We start from the raw sequence: 14,284 nt of genomic DNA, 5'->3' as shown, positions 1-14,284 counted from the left end.
GACGCCACGAATCGCAGATTTGAAAGTGAACAGGAAAGTCAATGAAATCAACGATCTACCAACACCACCTCCGCGCCAGTGCTAGCTTTTCGTACCGTCACTTATTGCACTGAAAACGAGGAGACCCATGCAGCCATCGAGAATCGCACGGTGCCGCGCAACCTGCTGGATGTTCTGGCCAACATCGAGCACTGGACCGGATTCACTCGCAATTTCGGTCCCCAGTCAGGCGACGATCCCAAACTGCGCAACGCACGCGAGCGCTACTTGCTGACCGTGTTCGCGATGGGCTGCAACCTCGGACCCAACCAGGCCGCGCGCCACCTGTCAAACGGTGTGACGCCGCATCAGCTGTCCTATGCCAACCAGCGGCACATGAGCCTGGACCAGTTGGACAACGCCTGCCGCGATCTGACCGAGTTGTACTTGCGGCTCGAATTGCCCAAGCTGTGGGGTGAGGGCAAGAAGGTGGCGGCCGACGGCACACAGCACGATTTCTACGACCAGAACCTGCTGGTGGGCATGCATTTCCGGTACCGGCGCATGGGTGCGGTGGCTTATCGGCATGTGGCCGACAACTACATCGCGGTGTTTCGCCATTTCATACCACCAGGGGTACTCGAAGCGGTCTATGTCATTGAGGGCCTGATGAAGGCCGGTCTGAGCGTGCAGGCCGATACGGTGTATTCGGACACCCATGGGCAATCGGAAACTGTTTTCGCCTTCACACACCTGGCGGGCATCCAACTAATGCCCCGCATCCGGAACTGGAAGGACCTGCGCTTCTACCGACCCGAGAAGGGCACACGCTACCGTCATGTCGATCGCTTGTTCACTGACGTGGTGGACTGGAAGCTGATCCGGGACCACTGGCGAGATCTCATGCAGGTGTCCATCTCGATCCAGGCCGGACGGATCGCCTCGCCGATGCTGCTACGCAAGCTCAGCCAGGAAGGACGGCATAACCGGCTCTTTGCCGCGGCGCGCGAACTCGGCCGCGTGCTGCGCACCGTCTATTTGTTGCGCTGGATTTCCAGCAAGGAGATGCGCCAGGAGGTGAGCGCCACGACGAACAAGATCGAGTCGTACCACGCATTCACAAAATGGCTGGACTTCGGCGGTGACGTGATCAACGAGAACGACCCCAACGAGCAGCAGAAGCGGGTTCGCTTCATCGACCTGGTAGCGTCGTCGGTGATCTTGCAGAACACGGTCGACATGATGCGGGTGCTGCAGGAGATGTACGCCGACGGGGAGCCGGTTTCCGCCGCTGACGTCGAATACCTGAGTCCGTACATGACTTCGGGCATCAAGCGTTTCGGCAACTACCACCTCGACCTGAAACGGCCGCCGGAGCCTTGGGTCAAGGAGTCGCAGTTTCGGGAGGCGGCCAAGCGCGCGCGAGCTGCGGCCGCGGAGGCGCAGCGCGCCAACCAGAAAGGAGCTGGCGCATGAGCGATCTGGACCTCACCATCGTCACGGCCTACGGCCGGCTGGACCGGGCTGCGCTGACGCGTGCGCAGACTAGCTACGACACGACAGCACTGCTGAGTGCGGTCGAGGAACTGGACAAGATTGTTGGGCGTGCGCGAGGGCAGGATGGCCTTCGAGACATCCTGCTGCGGCTGCACGGCATGGCCCACGCTGTGATCAATGGCGCAGGGCTGTCGGTCTCCACGAGCCAGGAAAGTCTGCCGGAGCTGGCCTTCGATGCAACTGCAGAGATTCTGCAAACGATCTCTACGCTGCAAGGGTGGGTGAAACTGATCGAACCGTTGGAGAGCCTTCAGTCTCGCGATTGAGCGGCGAAAATCGCATAAAAGGTTTGGTCCAAACAACCTGAGGGCTTATGAGCCAAAACTGGCCTTATCCTGGCTTGCCCTCCAGTCGGCGAGATATCGCCAGCTCGGGTAGTGATGGGGCTGCGCAGCGTGTCGACGATTACGCTTGGCACCGCTGCTGCGTGGCGCGGCCGCCCGGCGCCGGCACTGAAGACGCGGGGCGCCGGCATCGTCTGGGATGTTGCGGGCTGCTCAGGCGGGGTGGCCGAGACGTGCAGTTGGGACGTATGAGCTTCCATGGCCAGCCAGTATGGGAGGCGTGGCGCGCAACCGTCTAGGTTGGGTGAGCCCCGCTGGCTGGGAACTGGGAACCACGTAGACGCGTCAGCGCGCCGCCGAGCGGCGCACCGCACTACGCGCCGGGCACGGAAGTGCGGTTCGTCACGCTCTGGTAGGGACTGCGGCGACGGTGACTGGCCCAATGCCGTTGTAGACGGTCTCGCCGGTCAACGACACCGAGACGGTCCAGCGCTCGCCAGCAGTGATCGTGTAGGCATCAGGCTCAAAAGGAAGCTCACGTTCCTCGTGGACGGCGGGCCCCAGCCAGGACGGCATGCGCAGGAGGGAGGTCGCTGGAGCGAAGAGATTGCGGTTGTCGCTCACGATGCGGTTACTTCGCGGCCAACTGCTGGGCGATCTTGCTCGCGCTGAGCTCTCGCACCGCGGCAAGCGCCTCCAGTTGAGCGCGTCCAGGCCTGGAGTGTCCCTGCTCCCAGTTGTAAATGGTCTGTCCCGAGAGGCCGACTAGTTGTCCGTAGCTGGCCGCTGATAGTCCCAGCTTCGCGCGGTGCGCGGCCAGGCGCGTCGCGCTGAAGCGACGGGCTACCGGTGCTTCGGAAGCGTCGCTCGATGCCGTGGATGCCGCCTTCGAGGCGCGCTGGGCGCCTTTGCTCAGCGCGCGCAGCTGCTGCTGCAATGCGGCTACCTGGCGCCGCAGTTCAGCGATGGCGCTGCGCTGCTGTGCGGACGTTTTTTTTAGGGATTCGAGTTCCGCGCGCACTTCCTTGCGGGCGACCCTTGAAATCTCAGCTTTGAGAATCGTTGCGATGTTGGGCATGACGCCATTCTGGCGCATGGCGCTCCCGGGCCTGCAGGTGAGCTTAAGTCCAGTCGAGCGGAGGTCCGGTTGAATCGTCCTGAAGGGGAGGCTCATCGAATGAAGGGGACTCATCCTTCACAATGAACTCTCGGAACTCTTGCTCGAAAAATTCTGCCGCTGCGCTCGTCTTGGCGGACACGGTGAACAGTTCGTAGTTGCCGTTGGTGTCTTTGACGTTGACCTTGCCAAACCACTTGTCGGCGAACGCGACAAGGATTTGGACTTCTTGCGCAGACGCCACTTTGACTTGCCAGGTATCGCCTGCAACACCGCCTATGCTGATGCGTTCGATGATCATCGGACCAGTTTAGCGCCCGGTCGGTTGATGTACGCGACGTTCGCGCGCATCTCAAAAGCGAGGTTGATCCAAGTTCTCTCGAATTCGCCCTGACGGCACTTCGAGCCGGGCGTAGTCGGCCAGCGCATCGAACAGCTCGAGCGAATCAGGCAGGAGCGAGAGCGCATCCCAGTCGATGTCATCCTCGTGAACCGACGCCGCGTCGAAGCGCAGCACGTCGACAAGCGCAGCGCCGGGATCGAGCTCAGGCAGCGCGCCTTCCTCGTCCACCGCGCCCATCCGCCGCAGGGTCTTGATCCACATCTTCGGGCGCTCGTGCAGCACGACGCCATCGATCTCGATCTTTGCAGATTCAACCGGACGGATCATGTCGATCCGGTTGGCCATTTGGGTGGACAGACCGTGGCGCTGCAGTACGCCGTGCCCGGCCACGATAGCGTCGGGCAATGCCATCCGAACGGCCTTCATCCAGATCTCGTGCGACGGATCCCGCACGCTCAGCAGGTTGATCCAGACGTCGGAGCGTGCGCCGATGGTGCGCACCAGCCCTGCCTTTTGCCAGCGCCACATGTATTGGTTGAACTGCTCTTTGGGAATTCCTGTGACGAGGAGCGCGGCCGTCGCATTGAAGACGTCTGGCAGCAACCGCAGCCGATCAATGGCGGCAGTCATCGAGGGCAGTCCGCCGACGGGGTGTCATCCTCGTCCTGCTGTGCATCCAGCTCGCCTTGTGCGAGGCGCTGCGCCAGGATATCCATTTCTCGTGCCGCGGCTTCAGCGCACGCGACGGCATGCTCGACCATCGCGCGTACCGAACTCTCGCTCGCAAACCTGTTGGGCTGGTCAAGCTCTTGGGGGAGCCACCGCGCGATCGCGTCGATCATGGGCGCGAGGCCCCCGTCGAGCATCGTGCGCATCGTCGCTGCGCGCTCCAGGTAGCTCTGCGCCAGGCCAAGGGGAGGCAGCCCATTCGGGTACATCGCGAAGTGCGCGGCGCTGCGGGCAACGAACTGCGCCGCGGCCGCCGCCGGCGTCATCCCAGTCTCCTGGCAGATCCACCAGAGGTCGAAGATGTCTCGCTCCTTGATGCGGTTGCGGTCGCCCAGGGCGTGGACCTTGTCGACGAGGATCTCCACGAGCTCGGCCGCCTCGATAAACGTGGGGGCGATGTCCACGCGAAACTGAGGAGCTCCCTCGGGCGCGACCGGCTTTGCCACGGGCTGCACGTTGGAGGCGTAGGCGTTGACAGCCTGCTCGCCAACCACGTAAAACTCGACTTTCACTCGCAGGGCCTGGTGCCAGTTCGGCTCCGAAAGGGTCAGGGTGAAGACACGGGGATTGCGCGGATCGACGGCCCCTTCAGGGTCTCGGGCCTTCACCTTGACCTCGACCAGGGGGAACTGGCGCGCCAAGCTCGCGCGCACGTGCGCCAGGGAGCCGCCGAGGGCCGAGGCGAGGCCGGCATCCGACCGGGCGATGAAGTCGAGATCCTCGGAGAACCGGGGGCTGCCGTAGATCAGGTGAAGGCTGGTTCCCCCCTGAAAAACAAGCTCGCCGGCCTCCCAGCGGCGGGAGGCGGTCAGGCCTGAAAGTGCCGCCGCCTGGACAAGCTCGGTAAGGTGCAGCCACTCGGTGGGGGTGAAGGTGCGTTTTGCGGCCATGACATATTATGCAATACAATCTACAAATATGTAGACTCAAAATTGGGAAAATGCATAAACCGAGTCTGGAGGCGAGAAGCAACTCATTGTTTTTGAAGGACTTTCACTGTAACATTCAATTTTTGTAGTTTGCAGTGAAAATGCCTGGGACGATCGAGAGCAGTGAGAGCCAGAAGCGCCAGTACATCGACGCTGAGAGCGTGTTCGATGAATTGCTGCGTGTTCGAAAAGAGGCGGCGCAAACGCGCGGCGGGATGATCTGGCGCGAGATTTCCGGTGGCCGATACCTGATCCGAACCAGCCCGAAGGGCGCCCACAAGTCGCTTGGGCCTGAGAGCGAGGAGACGCTAAAGATCCACGCGAACTTTACGCAGCGCAAGGCGCAAAGCGCACAGCGGCTAGCGACGATCGAGCAGGCCGCGGAGGAGCAGCGCAGGCTCAATCGCGCGCTTCGCGTCGGCCGGGTACCGCCGGTCGTCATCGACGTCCTGAACGCACTCGATACAGCCGGTCTTGCTGAGCACTTCACTGTCGTGGGTACCCATGCCCTGTACGCTTACGAGAGCGCATGCGGCGTGCGCTTTGCGCCGGCGGCCATGGCCACGCGGGACATCGATTTGCTCTTCGACACCCGCAAGCACCTGGCCTTCTTCTCTCGGATGAAGGAGGCGGACGCCTCCTTTGTGGGGTTGCTCAAAAAGGTCGACAAGACCTTCGAGCGGCTCGAGCACAGGAAAGAGACAGTGCGAAATGCCGCAGGCTTCGAGGTCGATGTGATTCGCCGGATGGCAAAGGATGGCGACCCGCACCCCCTGCGTTTGAGCGGTGACGAGGACGATGTTTGGGCAGTGCAGGCGTCCACAGGTGATCGAATCCATGGGTCCCCTCGATTCAGTCAAATGGTCGTCGCGACAACAGGCGCGATGGCACTGATGCACACCATGCACCCGCTGGACTTCGTGAAGATCAAAAGGACGCTGGGTACGAACCCGGCGCGCGCCCCCCTTAAGCGGACAAAGGATCTGCTCCAGGCTGATCTGGTCGAGGAGCTGGTTCATTCGCACATGCCGCAACTCCAGAACATGGAGAATCTGGAGGGGCCGACCCCGCAGCCGCCCGTCGGCTGAACTGACGGAAAACAATGCATGCAACTGACTTCGCAGCAAGACAACCAGGGACCGGTCGACCTCGTCACGATGGCCGCGGGCAAGGGCGCGCGCGGCAAGCAGACGAGCTTCCCGAACGGGAAATGCCCCCAGAAGAAACCCGATGCGTGAAGTATCCGGGCTAGCTGCGCGACAACTCTTGCGCGTTCCCGTGGCCGCGGGACTCGCCGAGCGCAAGCTTCTCCGCGTTGACCCAGACGGCACGGCCAAGCCTCTCCTTTCCGCCTCAGTGCGCGCGCGCACGGCGACTCAACGGGTCGTCTGGTTGCAGCGTGCCGCCTCCGCCTGGGCCCGGCCGATTGAGGAGGTCAGTGCATGCCGTGGTGGCTGCGCGCACTGCTGCCATGTTCCAGTGACGATCTCGGGCATCGAGGCAGACTTGCTCGGCCGTGCTGCGGGCCGCGCGCCGCAGCGGCCGGAGCGCCCCGTGCAGTTGGTCACGCTCGGCTCAGAAGAGGATGTCGCGGCTGCCCAGGCACGGCTGCAGGCGACAGGGACCGGTTCGCCGTGCCCATTTCTCCGTGACGATCGATGCTCGGTCTACGAGCATCGTCCCGTGGCTTGCCGCACGCTCATCAACCTCGACGACGATGATCTGCTGTGCCGCCACGCCGAGGATGGACCCCCAGCCTCAGTCCCCTATGCCGATGCGCGCATGTTCAGAGCGCTCGCCCTCGCCGCCCAAGCGGGTAGCGAGTTCGCGGACATCCGGGACTTTTTCCCAACGAAGGGAAATGGGTGAGCCCTACGCCAACGCCGCAGGAACTGGCGGCCCTGGCCGACGAGGGGAATGAATTCATCAGCGCGCGAGCGACCACGCGTCGCGTCGGCCGGCACAACATCGGACTCTATCCTGACGGTTGATGCAGGTTATTGCCCAGAGCCAAACTGCGAAACATAGACGGCAAGAAATCCATTCACCTCTGCTCCGTATGTCATGCACATGATTGGAACTCGAGCCGACTTAGCCAATTCACGCCATTGCCCAGATACAGCCCCCTTGGTGGAAACACAAGCGCTAGATGCACAATTGATGTCGACCACCCCATCCGATGAGAATGGCTTTCTCAGAGCATCCAAATCAAATTCATAAACCCCCTGCATTGGCGTGTTTATATAGGCTCGAAAATTACTTCCCGCCGTTTCTATATTTGAAACGCCACTGCACATTGACAATCTCTCTTTGATTGACCTAATGAGCTCGGTCCTGGTTTGCGCCGAAGCAGTCCCACAAAGAAAAGAAACAATCAAAAGAATAATAGCCTTCTTCATCTGCATCTCCTTTTCCGCCTACTTAACTCCATCACTCCCTTGGGATGTTCTTTTTCCACCGCCTGCATATGGATCTGGAGCTTTTATTGGTCCAATTTTTTTATCTTCATTCTCCCTCTCTTCTTGAGCTTTTCGCTGTTCATTTTTACGCTCCCTGGCATTGCATGAGTTCTTTTCGGCCGCGCCTCGTAACGCGCAGTTTGCCGCTTCAAGGCGACCTTTCGCGTCACCAGATAGGCACGCCGCATGCACTCTATCTCCAGCCGCTTCACAAGCAACGGACGTGTCAGCAAATGCAGTATGAGCAATAAGGCATGCCCCTACGCTAAGTATCGATCTAGATTTCCAAGGCATTCAACCTCCGCACTTTAATTTGGGCAGGCAACTGTCGGCTGACTGTTTGCCAGCAAGTTGGGCTAAGGCTACGTCCCGCAGCCGTAGAGTTGCTCGCGGGCGATCATTATTCATACGGTTGCAAAAGTGTCCAACGCTTCTTGACGTCTGACCTGACTTCCTTTAGCGCGACTTCAACGTCTTTGCGGTGGCTCGAATTGCGGTGCGGATCAGCGCGGAAATCCTTTCTGGTTGAGGCCAGTGGCGACGCTTCGCATTCGAGGCCAGGCGAAAGCAATATCGGGGGCGCTCACGGCATCGAGATGCGCCCGGCTCTGAGCGGTGTCGACCAGTATGGGGTGATCTCGGGTTCCGTGCCAATCGCAGCGGTTTGAGATTGGGGTAAACCCCTTAATCCGCTAGCGAGTCTCGTCGGGACGACGCGTGACTTCCCGCCCTCAACAACAAGGTCGAGGCGAGTTTGTACCGTCATTGCTGCCTGATCGTTTGCCAGCCAACTCGTGCATGCCCTCGATCAATCCGCATGACCGTGGGGAACCCGCCGTCCGAACACGCCCCCATGGAGAGCAAGCCGGGATACGGCCAGTTTTAGCTCATAAGCGCTTAAGTCACTAAGAATGACTTGCTTACGCAGATACACATAAGCATGCGGAATTGGCCCCTTTTTCCTTTTGATAGCTGGCGCGATCGGCCGTCTATGTCTTGGAAAAACCGCGCAGATCGGATTCATTGCGGCCGTGAGCTCTGTCCGCGCAGCCGCGAATGGCTTGGCCATGCGTCATCGCGCCCTCAACCACCGCCGCGACGTCCGCCAGAAATCGAGGTGCTGGTTCGTGGCCTGCAATCCGCGCGTTTGCAAGAGCCTGGGCCAGTGCATCGCGGTGCTCCTCTTGCGTGATCATCGCAACCCCTCAACCTCAACGGGACACCAAGCCATCAACTCTCCACCATGCAGCCCTGGTCGAACCGTTTAAGCTCTCCAGCGCGTGCTCCTCGATCCGTGGTCCGGTTGAAACGCCGCGAATCGGGCGAGGCACCTTCTGACGGGGCTTCTCGGTGATGCTCACGATTTTCCTCCTGAAACCAAACAACCGCTGCGTCGACGCTTGATGAGCCCCCCGCAAAAAGGAATGGACACGAAGGCCCCCTGTATTCACTTCGGTGGCTGCACGACCTCAGCATGGTCAAGGGGCATTGCTATGGCAGCTCCTGCAGCGCGGAAATCAACGGACATGACACCGTGCCGTGACTCGCACAACAGTCGTCAACCAGCGTAGCCAGGACGGACTCGATGCGGTGGAGATCGGCCAGTTTGGCGCGCACATTGGCGAGCTTCTCTTCCGCAACCTGGCGCGCTTCGTCGCAATGGGTGCCGTCATCCAATGCAAGCAAGCTGGATACCTCGTCGAGGCTGAAACCCAGGCTCTGTGCGGACTTGACGAACCGAACACGCGCCACATCGGCTTCCCCGTAGCGCCGAATACTACCGTAGGGCCTGTCCGGCTGCAGCAGCAGGCCCTTGCGTTGGTAGAACCTGATGGTTTCTACGTTGACCCCGGCCGACTCGGCGAATACGCCGATGCTCAGGGTGTTGTTCACCTGATTTTCCATACCGCTTGACTCCGTACTTAACTACGGAAGTAAGGTTACTCCGGTTCAAGAACAACCGGAAAGGATGGCGGCGATGCCAGAGGAGCCAGAAGAAAAAAGCGGTCGCAGCGTCCTGATTGCGGAAGGACTTGCTGCACTGCTCGCCTCGACCTGCTGCCTCGGTCCCCTGGTTCTGGTGACGCTTGGTGTCAACGGCGCATGGATCGGAAACCTGTCCGCGCTTGAGCCATACCGGCCGCTCTTCATCGGAGCGGCGCTGGTCGCGCTGTTCTTCGCTTATCGCCGCATCTTTCGGCCGGTGCAGGCCTGTCAGCCCGGGGAAGTTTGTGACGTGCCCCAGGTACGGCTCGGCTACCAGGTCCTGTTCTGGATCGTGGCGACGTTGGTCGTCATGGCGCTCGCGTTTCCCTATGTGCTGCCTTTGTTCTACTGAAAGGACCTCGTCGTGAAAAAACTGCTTTCTGTTCTCGCGCTGCTCGCTGCGTTCACTGCTCCCGCGTGGGCCGCCCCGCAAACCGTCACCCTCTCCGTACCGGGCATGACCTGCGCGGCGTGCCCGTTCACGGTCAAGCAGGTGCTGAGCAAGGTCAATGGCGTGACCAAGGCCGATGTGAGCTACGAAAGGAAGCAGGCCGTCGTGTCCTTCGATGACGCCAAGACCAGCATCCAAGCGTTGATCAAGGCCACGGCGGACGCGGGTTACCCGTCGACCGCCAAGCAATAGGTCTTCACCATGGGGCTGATAACGCGCATTGGGGACAAGGCGGGGGCGCTGGGCACCGTCGTCTCCGCGATGGGCTGCGCGGGGTGCTTTCCGGCGCTGGGCAGCCTGGGGGTGGCGCTCGGACTGGGCTTCCTGAGCCAGTACGAGGAACTCGTCATCACCCGGCTGCTGCCGCTGTTCGCGGTGGTTGCACTTCTCGCCAACGGGTTGGGCTGGTTCAGTCACCGGCAATGGCATCGCAGCCTGCTGGGCATGGTGGGCCCGGCGGTCGTGCTGGCGGCGCTCTATCCGTTCTTCGGCTATGGGTGGACCGAGCGGCTGCTCTACACGGGCCTGGCCATCATGGTCGGCGTGTCTGTCTGGGATCTGCTCGCGCCGGCGCATCGCAAGTGCGCTCCGGACTCGAGCGCGCTGCCGAAGCGACAGTGAATCACCTTTTATCAACCCGAACGAACAGGCCGTTGAATGACCAGTTTGCGAATTGAAGGCATGACCTGCGCGTCGTGCGCCGAGCACGTGCGCAACGCGCTGCAGAAGGTGCCAGGCGTGCGCTCGGTGTCGGTGTCCTATCCGGACTGCCTGGCCAAGCTCACGCTCGACGAAGGCACGTCGCCGGCTGCGCTGACGACGGCTGTGGCAGCGGCCGGCTACCGAGTCCTGCGTGCCGACGCTTCGGCGGCGGCACCCACCGGGCTCCTCGGCAAGGCGCGTCAATGGCTCGGTGGCGACGCACTGCCGGGTGCTGTCGACCAGCCGCTCCACGTAGCTGTCATTGGCAGCGGCGGCGCCGCTATGGCCGCGGCGCTCAAGGCGGTGGAGAACGGCGCCCGCGTCACGCTGATCGAACGCGGCACGATCGGTGGCACCTGCGTCAATGTCGGCTGCGTGCCGTCCAAGATCATGATCCGCGCCGCACACGTCGCGCACATGCGTCGCGAAAGTCCGTTCGACGCCGGCCTGTCCGCAGCGGCGCCGACCGTGTTGCGCGACCGGCTGCTTGCCCAGCAACAGGCTCGCGTGGACGAACTGCGCCACGGCAAGTACGAGAGCATCCTGAGCGGCACGCCGGCCATCTCGGTCGTGCACGGCGCCGCGCGCTTCAAGGACAGCCGTACGCTGATGGTGACGCTGCGCAAAGGCGGCGAGCAGGAGGTGTCCTTCGAGCGCTGCCTGGTGGCCACCGGCGCAAGCGCCGCTGTGCCGCCAATCCCGGGCCTGAAGGAGACGCCGTACTGGACGTCGATCGAAGCCTTGGCCTGCCAGGCGATCCCCCAGCGCCTGGCGGTGATCGGTGCATCGGTGGTGGCGGTGGAGCTTGCCCAGGCGTTCGCCCGATTGGGCAGCCAGGTCACGATCCTGGCGCGCAGCAGGCTTTTCTCCCAAGAAGATCCGGCCATCGGCGCGGCGGTCACCACGGCGTTTCGTGATGAAGGCATTGTGGTGCTGGAGCAGACCGGGGCGAGCCAGGTGGCGTACGCCGGCGGCGAGTTCATCCTGACGACGAATCACGGCGTGCTGCGCGCGGAGCGGCTGCTGGTGGCCACCGGACGCTCGCCGAACACTGACGGGCTGGACCTCGAAGCTGCAGGTGTGAAGCTCGGCGCGCGCGGTGCCATCGTCATCGACCGCAGCATGCGAACCAACGTCGCCGGCATCTATGCGGCGGGCGACTGCACCAACCAACCGCAGTTCGTCTACGTGGCGGCGGCGGCTGGCACACGTGCGGCCGTCAACATGACGGGCGGAAAGGCTGAACTCGACCTGACTGCAATGCCGGCTGTCGTGTTCACCGATCCGCAGGTGGCGACTGTCGGCTACACCGAGGCCGAAGCCAAACAGGCGGGGATCGAGGCTGAAAGCCGCACGTTGACGCTGGACAACGTGCCGCGCGCCCTGGTCAATTTCGATACGCGTGGCTTCATCAAGCTTGTTGCCGAGGTCGGTACGGGCCGAATCCTGGGTGTGCAGGCGGTGGCGGCCGAAGCAGGCGAACTCATCCAGGCGGCGGCGCTGGCAATCCGAGGCCACATGACAGTCCAGGACCTGGCCGACCAACTGTTCCCCTATCTGACGATGGTGGAAGGCTTGAAGCTCGCGGCCCAGACTTTCACCAAGGATGTGACGCAGCTTTCTTGCTGCGCTGGCTGAGGAACTTCCATGCTGGACTGCGGGGTGGCAATGACTGACAAGAGCGTCCACGCGGCGCTCCAGACATCTCGCGCAAGCGCGCCATCCGTCGCCATAGGTCCTGCTTTGATTGCAGAACTGTCATCGTTCGGTCAGAGCTTCGTTCGTCCCACATTCATACAGTTCACCATACCGGAAGAGATGAACCGCGACGACGTTGGACTCATTTCGGACGGGGAACTCGACCGAAATCTTACCCAAAGGACACGAAATGAAGCGCTCTCTCAAGACCCCTCTCGCAATGGCCATCTTTTTGACTGCGATCGCAGGCCCCGCTTTCGCCGGAAACTATGCGGAGGGTGACCCCCGGCCCGCGCCACTGACCGCCTCCACGAGCCGTGCAGCCGTCGTCGCCGATACGCAGCGCTGGCTCCAGAGCGCACCGGATCAAGGGTATCCCCAAGGCAATCCGCGGGCAGTCATCAGTGTCTCAAGCAACAGCCGCGCGGCGGTGCAGGCGGACACAACGATCTGGATGCGATCTGGCTTGGCTGCCGCACAACTTGGTGAGGCCGGTGCCGATCTGTCTCGGCCCGTCTACCAACGAGCCGCGGCAGAATACGCACGCCGGCGCACCAGTCCCGAGTTTGCCGGGCTGATGGAAGACATCGCACGCAAGGGCGTGACGGCTGCGGCCGGGACCGGCCGTAACGCAACGACTGGCCGGTAGGCCCGGCTGAGAACTTGATCTGAGGTCGCCACCGGCGAAGGGAGACCGTGTTGCCGCCGCCAACTAAAACTGCATGACACGCGCGCCTGTGAACGCGCTCTGACGGCGGCACGCAAGAGCTGACGAAAAATGAAAAATCTGCGATCGGCACGTCAGCCTCTGAGAGATCGTTCATGGCTGCATCGGCTTTTCTTGAAATTAGAGTTCCCCCTCGTCACAGTGCACTGTCGACAGATAACAAGCCTCGCCGTCGCCGCAAAGAACATATGAAACATGCTGTCTGCTCTTCAATACTGATGATCGCCCTTGCAGTCGGCGTGCAAGAAATTGACGCTGCTCCGGTCGATGCCAGGATGGCAACACCGCCGACTGCAAGTCCGCAGGTCAAAACGCCAGGTAGCGGAACTTATTCGTCGGGTCAGGTCAAGAGCATCGATTGGGATCAAGGCAAGGTATTGATCGCACATGGCCCCATTGAGAATCTCGGCATGCCAAGCATGACGATGCTTTTCCGCGTGTCAGAGCGCTCGCTTCTCAAGAATCTGAACACGGGGGACAAGGTTCAGTTCAAGGCGGAAAAAAACCATGGCACGCTGTTCATCGTGGAGATGGTGCGGCAATAGCAAATCTGGCCGCATAACGCATAACGCATAATGACGCGGCAATCGAACAGCAACGTTTCAACCAAGAGTTCCATCGTGCCACCTTGTGCCTCCGCCATCCGTAAAGTCGCTGACGCCTCTGGCGTTGGCGCGGACGGTGCAGCGCCCGCAGCTGACCTTGCGTCGTGCGCAGGCGACTCAGGGGGTCGACATTTTTACCTGCGCGGCCACTGCGCCGATATACGGTGATAGGAATGTTGCGCTCGCTCCGACGTCCGGTCATCCGCGCGATGATTGGCGTTGTGCTGTTCGCTCAACTGGCGGTCGCCGCGTACGCTTGCCCGAAGCTGTTCAACACCATGCCCACAGGCACCAGCATGCACTCGCAAGTGCAGGCAGCAGCTCCCGCCGACTCCGATCGTTCGGAACAAGCCGGCCAGATCATGGTGAGCGACGCAGCGCAAAAGATGCCGGCGGACTGCGGCCAGGTCGATCCCCAGGCTCCGAACCTCTGCGCTGAACATTGCAAACAGGGTCAGCAGAGCGCCGACCATACCCCGAGTCCAGTCGTTGCGCCGGCTCTTCTGACCGCGCTGTATCGCGTGACGCTGTCCACTGCGACACCCACTGCCGAGGCCGCCTACTACGCGCCCGGCTTGCTCTTGCAGGCTGCGGCCCCGCCGCATGCGATAGAGCACTGCTGCCTCCGAACCTGACGTCTCCCGAATAGCGTGCTGTGCTTTGGCCGTCGGCCTGAGCTTGACGCGCCGTCTTGGCCCCCCCGTAACGCGCGCCGGAT

General features: G+C 61.7%; 19 protein-coding genes and 1 pseudogene. 12 read left to right on the top strand and 8 right to left on the bottom strand.

Annotated elements, in window-relative coordinates; genetic code table 11:
* Positions 1–132: 132 nt before the first annotated feature.
* Together ACWV14_RS37965 and tnpC are read left to right on the top strand one after the other, a co-directional pair.
* Positions 133–1,455, top strand: a pseudogene (locus ACWV14_RS37965) (transposase); the annotation flags it as partial.
* Entirely contained in the window at positions 1,452–1,802 is a 351-nt protein-coding gene (gene tnpC / locus ACWV14_RS37960; RefSeq protein ID WP_454902718.1) for a Tn3 family transposase post-transcriptional regulator TnpC, read from the top strand. The pseudogene ACWV14_RS37965 and the gene tnpC, both read left to right, overlap by 4 nt.
* A gap of 420 nt (positions 1,803–2,222) precedes the next feature.
* Here tnpC and ACWV14_RS37955 read toward each other — a convergent pair whose 3' ends face one another.
* From ACWV14_RS37955 to ACWV14_RS37935, 5 genes are read right to left on the bottom strand one after another with little or no spacing between them, the layout of a single operon-like run.
* The gene (locus tag ACWV14_RS37955; protein ID WP_298705420.1) at positions 2,223–2,444 is read right to left on the bottom strand and encodes a hypothetical protein; all 222 of its coding nucleotides are present in this window, start codon (positions 2,442–2,444) and stop codon (positions 2,223–2,225) included.
* 7 nt (positions 2,445–2,451) lie between these two features.
* Positions 2,452–2,898: a helix-turn-helix domain-containing protein gene (locus ACWV14_RS37950; protein ID WP_454909733.1), complete on the bottom strand. Its 447-nt coding sequence runs from the start codon at positions 2,896–2,898 to the stop codon at positions 2,452–2,454.
* 43 nt (positions 2,899–2,941) lie between these two features.
* The gene (locus ACWV14_RS37945; RefSeq protein WP_454909732.1) at positions 2,942–3,238 is read right to left on the bottom strand and encodes a hypothetical protein; all 297 of its coding nucleotides are present in this window, start codon (positions 3,236–3,238) and stop codon (positions 2,942–2,944) included.
* A gap of 51 nt (positions 3,239–3,289) precedes the next feature.
* Positions 3,290–3,910: a hypothetical protein gene (locus ACWV14_RS37940; protein ID WP_454909731.1), complete on the bottom strand. Its 621-nt coding sequence runs from the start codon at positions 3,908–3,910 to the stop codon at positions 3,290–3,292.
* Positions 3,907–4,899 (bottom strand): nucleotidyl transferase AbiEii/AbiGii toxin family protein, encoded by a 993-nt coding sequence (locus ACWV14_RS37935; RefSeq protein ID WP_454909730.1) that lies wholly within the window; start codon positions 4,897–4,899, stop codon positions 3,907–3,909. Before ACWV14_RS37935 ends, ACWV14_RS37940 begins: the two co-directional genes overlap by 4 nt.
* Before the next feature lie 140 nt (positions 4,900–5,039).
* Between ACWV14_RS37935 and ACWV14_RS37930 the strand changes: the two genes are divergently transcribed.
* From ACWV14_RS37930 to ACWV14_RS37920, 3 genes are read left to right on the top strand one after another with little or no spacing between them, the layout of a single operon-like run.
* Positions 5,040–6,026 carry a GSU2403 family nucleotidyltransferase fold protein gene (locus ACWV14_RS37930; protein WP_454909729.1) on the top strand — a complete coding sequence of 329 codons (987 nt, stop codon included), beginning with the start codon at positions 5,040–5,042 and terminating at the stop codon, positions 6,024–6,026.
* 18 nt (positions 6,027–6,044) lie between these two features.
* Positions 6,045–6,176 carry a hypothetical protein gene (locus ACWV14_RS37925; RefSeq protein ID WP_454909728.1) on the top strand — a complete coding sequence of 44 codons (132 nt, stop codon included), beginning with the start codon at positions 6,045–6,047 and terminating at the stop codon, positions 6,174–6,176.
* On the top strand, positions 6,169–6,807 hold the full coding sequence (locus tag ACWV14_RS37920; protein WP_454909727.1) for a YkgJ family cysteine cluster protein: 639 nt from the start codon (positions 6,169–6,171) through the stop codon (positions 6,805–6,807). Before ACWV14_RS37925 ends, ACWV14_RS37920 begins: the two co-directional genes overlap by 8 nt.
* A gap of 128 nt (positions 6,808–6,935) precedes the next feature.
* Here ACWV14_RS37920 and ACWV14_RS37915 read toward each other — a convergent pair whose 3' ends face one another.
* The 3 genes from ACWV14_RS37915 to merR all read right to left on the bottom strand — a co-directional run bounded on the left by ACWV14_RS37915 (position 6,936) and on the right by merR (position 9,302).
* Positions 6,936–7,337 (bottom strand): hypothetical protein, encoded by a 402-nt coding sequence (locus ACWV14_RS37915; RefSeq protein ID WP_454909726.1) that lies wholly within the window; start codon positions 7,335–7,337, stop codon positions 6,936–6,938.
* A gap of 1,049 nt (positions 7,338–8,386) precedes the next feature.
* A complete protein-coding gene (locus tag ACWV14_RS37910) occupies positions 8,387–8,593 on the bottom strand; it encodes an antitoxin VbhA family protein (protein ID WP_454902699.1) in 207 nt (68 codons plus the stop codon).
* Between the two features lie 295 nt (positions 8,594–8,888).
* A complete protein-coding gene (gene merR, locus ACWV14_RS37905; RefSeq protein WP_454902698.1) occupies positions 8,889–9,302 on the bottom strand; it encodes an Hg(II)-responsive transcriptional regulator in 414 nt (137 codons plus the stop codon).
* A 73-nt stretch (positions 9,303–9,375) separates the two neighbouring features.
* On the opposite strand from merR, the gene merT reads away from it, so the two are divergent.
* The 7 genes from merT (at position 9,376) to ACWV14_RS37870 (ending at position 14,201) form a co-directional block, all read left to right on the top strand.
* Positions 9,376–9,735, top strand: a complete 360-nt coding sequence (gene merT / locus ACWV14_RS37900) for a mercuric ion transporter MerT (protein ID WP_454902697.1) — start codon at positions 9,376–9,378, stop codon at positions 9,733–9,735.
* 12 nt (positions 9,736–9,747) lie between these two features.
* Positions 9,748–10,026: a mercury resistance system periplasmic binding protein MerP gene (gene merP / locus ACWV14_RS37895; protein ID WP_454902696.1), complete on the top strand. Its 279-nt coding sequence runs from the start codon at positions 9,748–9,750 to the stop codon at positions 10,024–10,026.
* A gap of 9 nt (positions 10,027–10,035) precedes the next feature.
* Positions 10,036–10,455: an organomercurial transporter MerC gene (gene merC / locus ACWV14_RS37890; protein WP_454902695.1), complete on the top strand. Its 420-nt coding sequence runs from the start codon at positions 10,036–10,038 to the stop codon at positions 10,453–10,455.
* 36 nt (positions 10,456–10,491) lie between these two features.
* Positions 10,492–12,174: a mercury(II) reductase gene (gene merA, locus ACWV14_RS37885; protein ID WP_454902694.1), complete on the top strand. Its 1,683-nt coding sequence runs from the start codon at positions 10,492–10,494 to the stop codon at positions 12,172–12,174.
* Positions 12,175–12,424: 250 nt separating this feature from the next.
* A complete protein-coding gene (locus ACWV14_RS37880; RefSeq protein WP_454902693.1) occupies positions 12,425–12,883 on the top strand; it encodes a hypothetical protein in 459 nt (152 codons plus the stop codon).
* A 173-nt stretch (positions 12,884–13,056) separates the two neighbouring features.
* Complete coding sequence (locus ACWV14_RS37875; RefSeq protein ID WP_454902692.1) at positions 13,057–13,506, top strand: copper-binding protein; 450 nt, start codon at positions 13,057–13,059, stop codon at positions 13,504–13,506.
* A 233-nt stretch (positions 13,507–13,739) separates the two neighbouring features.
* Positions 13,740–14,201 carry a hypothetical protein gene (locus ACWV14_RS37870; RefSeq protein WP_454902691.1) on the top strand — a complete coding sequence of 154 codons (462 nt, stop codon included), beginning with the start codon at positions 13,740–13,742 and terminating at the stop codon, positions 14,199–14,201.
* Positions 14,202–14,284 lie beyond the last annotated feature (83 nt).

This window comes from Variovorax durovernensis (genome assembly GCF_977011995.1).
Note: the sequence above shows the minus strand (reverse complement) of the source record. Positions and strands in the feature narration are given on the sequence as shown.

Excerpts from the sequence above, each read along its gene's own strand:
- tnpC (WP_454902718.1), top strand. The coding sequence starts at position 1,452 with ATGAGCGATCTGGACCTCACCATCGTCACGGCCTACGGCCGGCTGGAC.
- ACWV14_RS37950 (WP_454909733.1), bottom strand. The coding sequence starts at position 2,898 with ATGCCCAACATCGCAACGATTCTCAAAGCTGAGATTTCAAGGGTCGCC.
- ACWV14_RS37945 (WP_454909732.1), bottom strand. The coding sequence starts at position 3,238 with ATGATCATCGAACGCATCAGCATAGGCGGTGTTGCAGGCGATACCTGG.
- ACWV14_RS37940 (WP_454909731.1), bottom strand. The coding sequence starts at position 3,910 with ATGACTGCCGCCATTGATCGGCTGCGGTTGCTGCCAGACGTCTTCAAT.
- ACWV14_RS37935 (WP_454909730.1), bottom strand. The coding sequence starts at position 4,899 with ATGGCCGCAAAACGCACCTTCACCCCCACCGAGTGGCTGCACCTTACC.
- ACWV14_RS37930 (WP_454909729.1), top strand. The coding sequence starts at position 5,040 with ATGCCTGGGACGATCGAGAGCAGTGAGAGCCAGAAGCGCCAGTACATC.
- ACWV14_RS37925 (WP_454909728.1), top strand. The coding sequence starts at position 6,045 with ATGCAACTGACTTCGCAGCAAGACAACCAGGGACCGGTCGACCTCGTC.
- ACWV14_RS37920 (WP_454909727.1), top strand. The coding sequence starts at position 6,169 with ATGCGTGAAGTATCCGGGCTAGCTGCGCGACAACTCTTGCGCGTTCCC.
- ACWV14_RS37915 (WP_454909726.1), bottom strand. The coding sequence starts at position 7,337 with ATGAAGAAGGCTATTATTCTTTTGATTGTTTCTTTTCTTTGTGGGACT.
- ACWV14_RS37910 (WP_454902699.1), bottom strand. The coding sequence starts at position 8,593 with ATGATCACGCAAGAGGAGCACCGCGATGCACTGGCCCAGGCTCTTGCA.
- merR (WP_454902698.1), bottom strand. The coding sequence starts at position 9,302 with ATGGAAAATCAGGTGAACAACACCCTGAGCATCGGCGTATTCGCCGAG.
- merT (WP_454902697.1), top strand. The coding sequence starts at position 9,376 with ATGCCAGAGGAGCCAGAAGAAAAAAGCGGTCGCAGCGTCCTGATTGCG.
- merC (WP_454902695.1), top strand. The coding sequence starts at position 10,036 with ATGGGGCTGATAACGCGCATTGGGGACAAGGCGGGGGCGCTGGGCACC.
- merA (WP_454902694.1), top strand. The coding sequence starts at position 10,492 with ATGACCAGTTTGCGAATTGAAGGCATGACCTGCGCGTCGTGCGCCGAG.
- ACWV14_RS37880 (WP_454902693.1), top strand. The coding sequence starts at position 12,425 with ATGAAGCGCTCTCTCAAGACCCCTCTCGCAATGGCCATCTTTTTGACT.
- ACWV14_RS37875 (WP_454902692.1), top strand. The coding sequence starts at position 13,057 with ATGGCTGCATCGGCTTTTCTTGAAATTAGAGTTCCCCCTCGTCACAGT.
- ACWV14_RS37870 (WP_454902691.1), top strand. The coding sequence starts at position 13,740 with ATGTTGCGCTCGCTCCGACGTCCGGTCATCCGCGCGATGATTGGCGTT.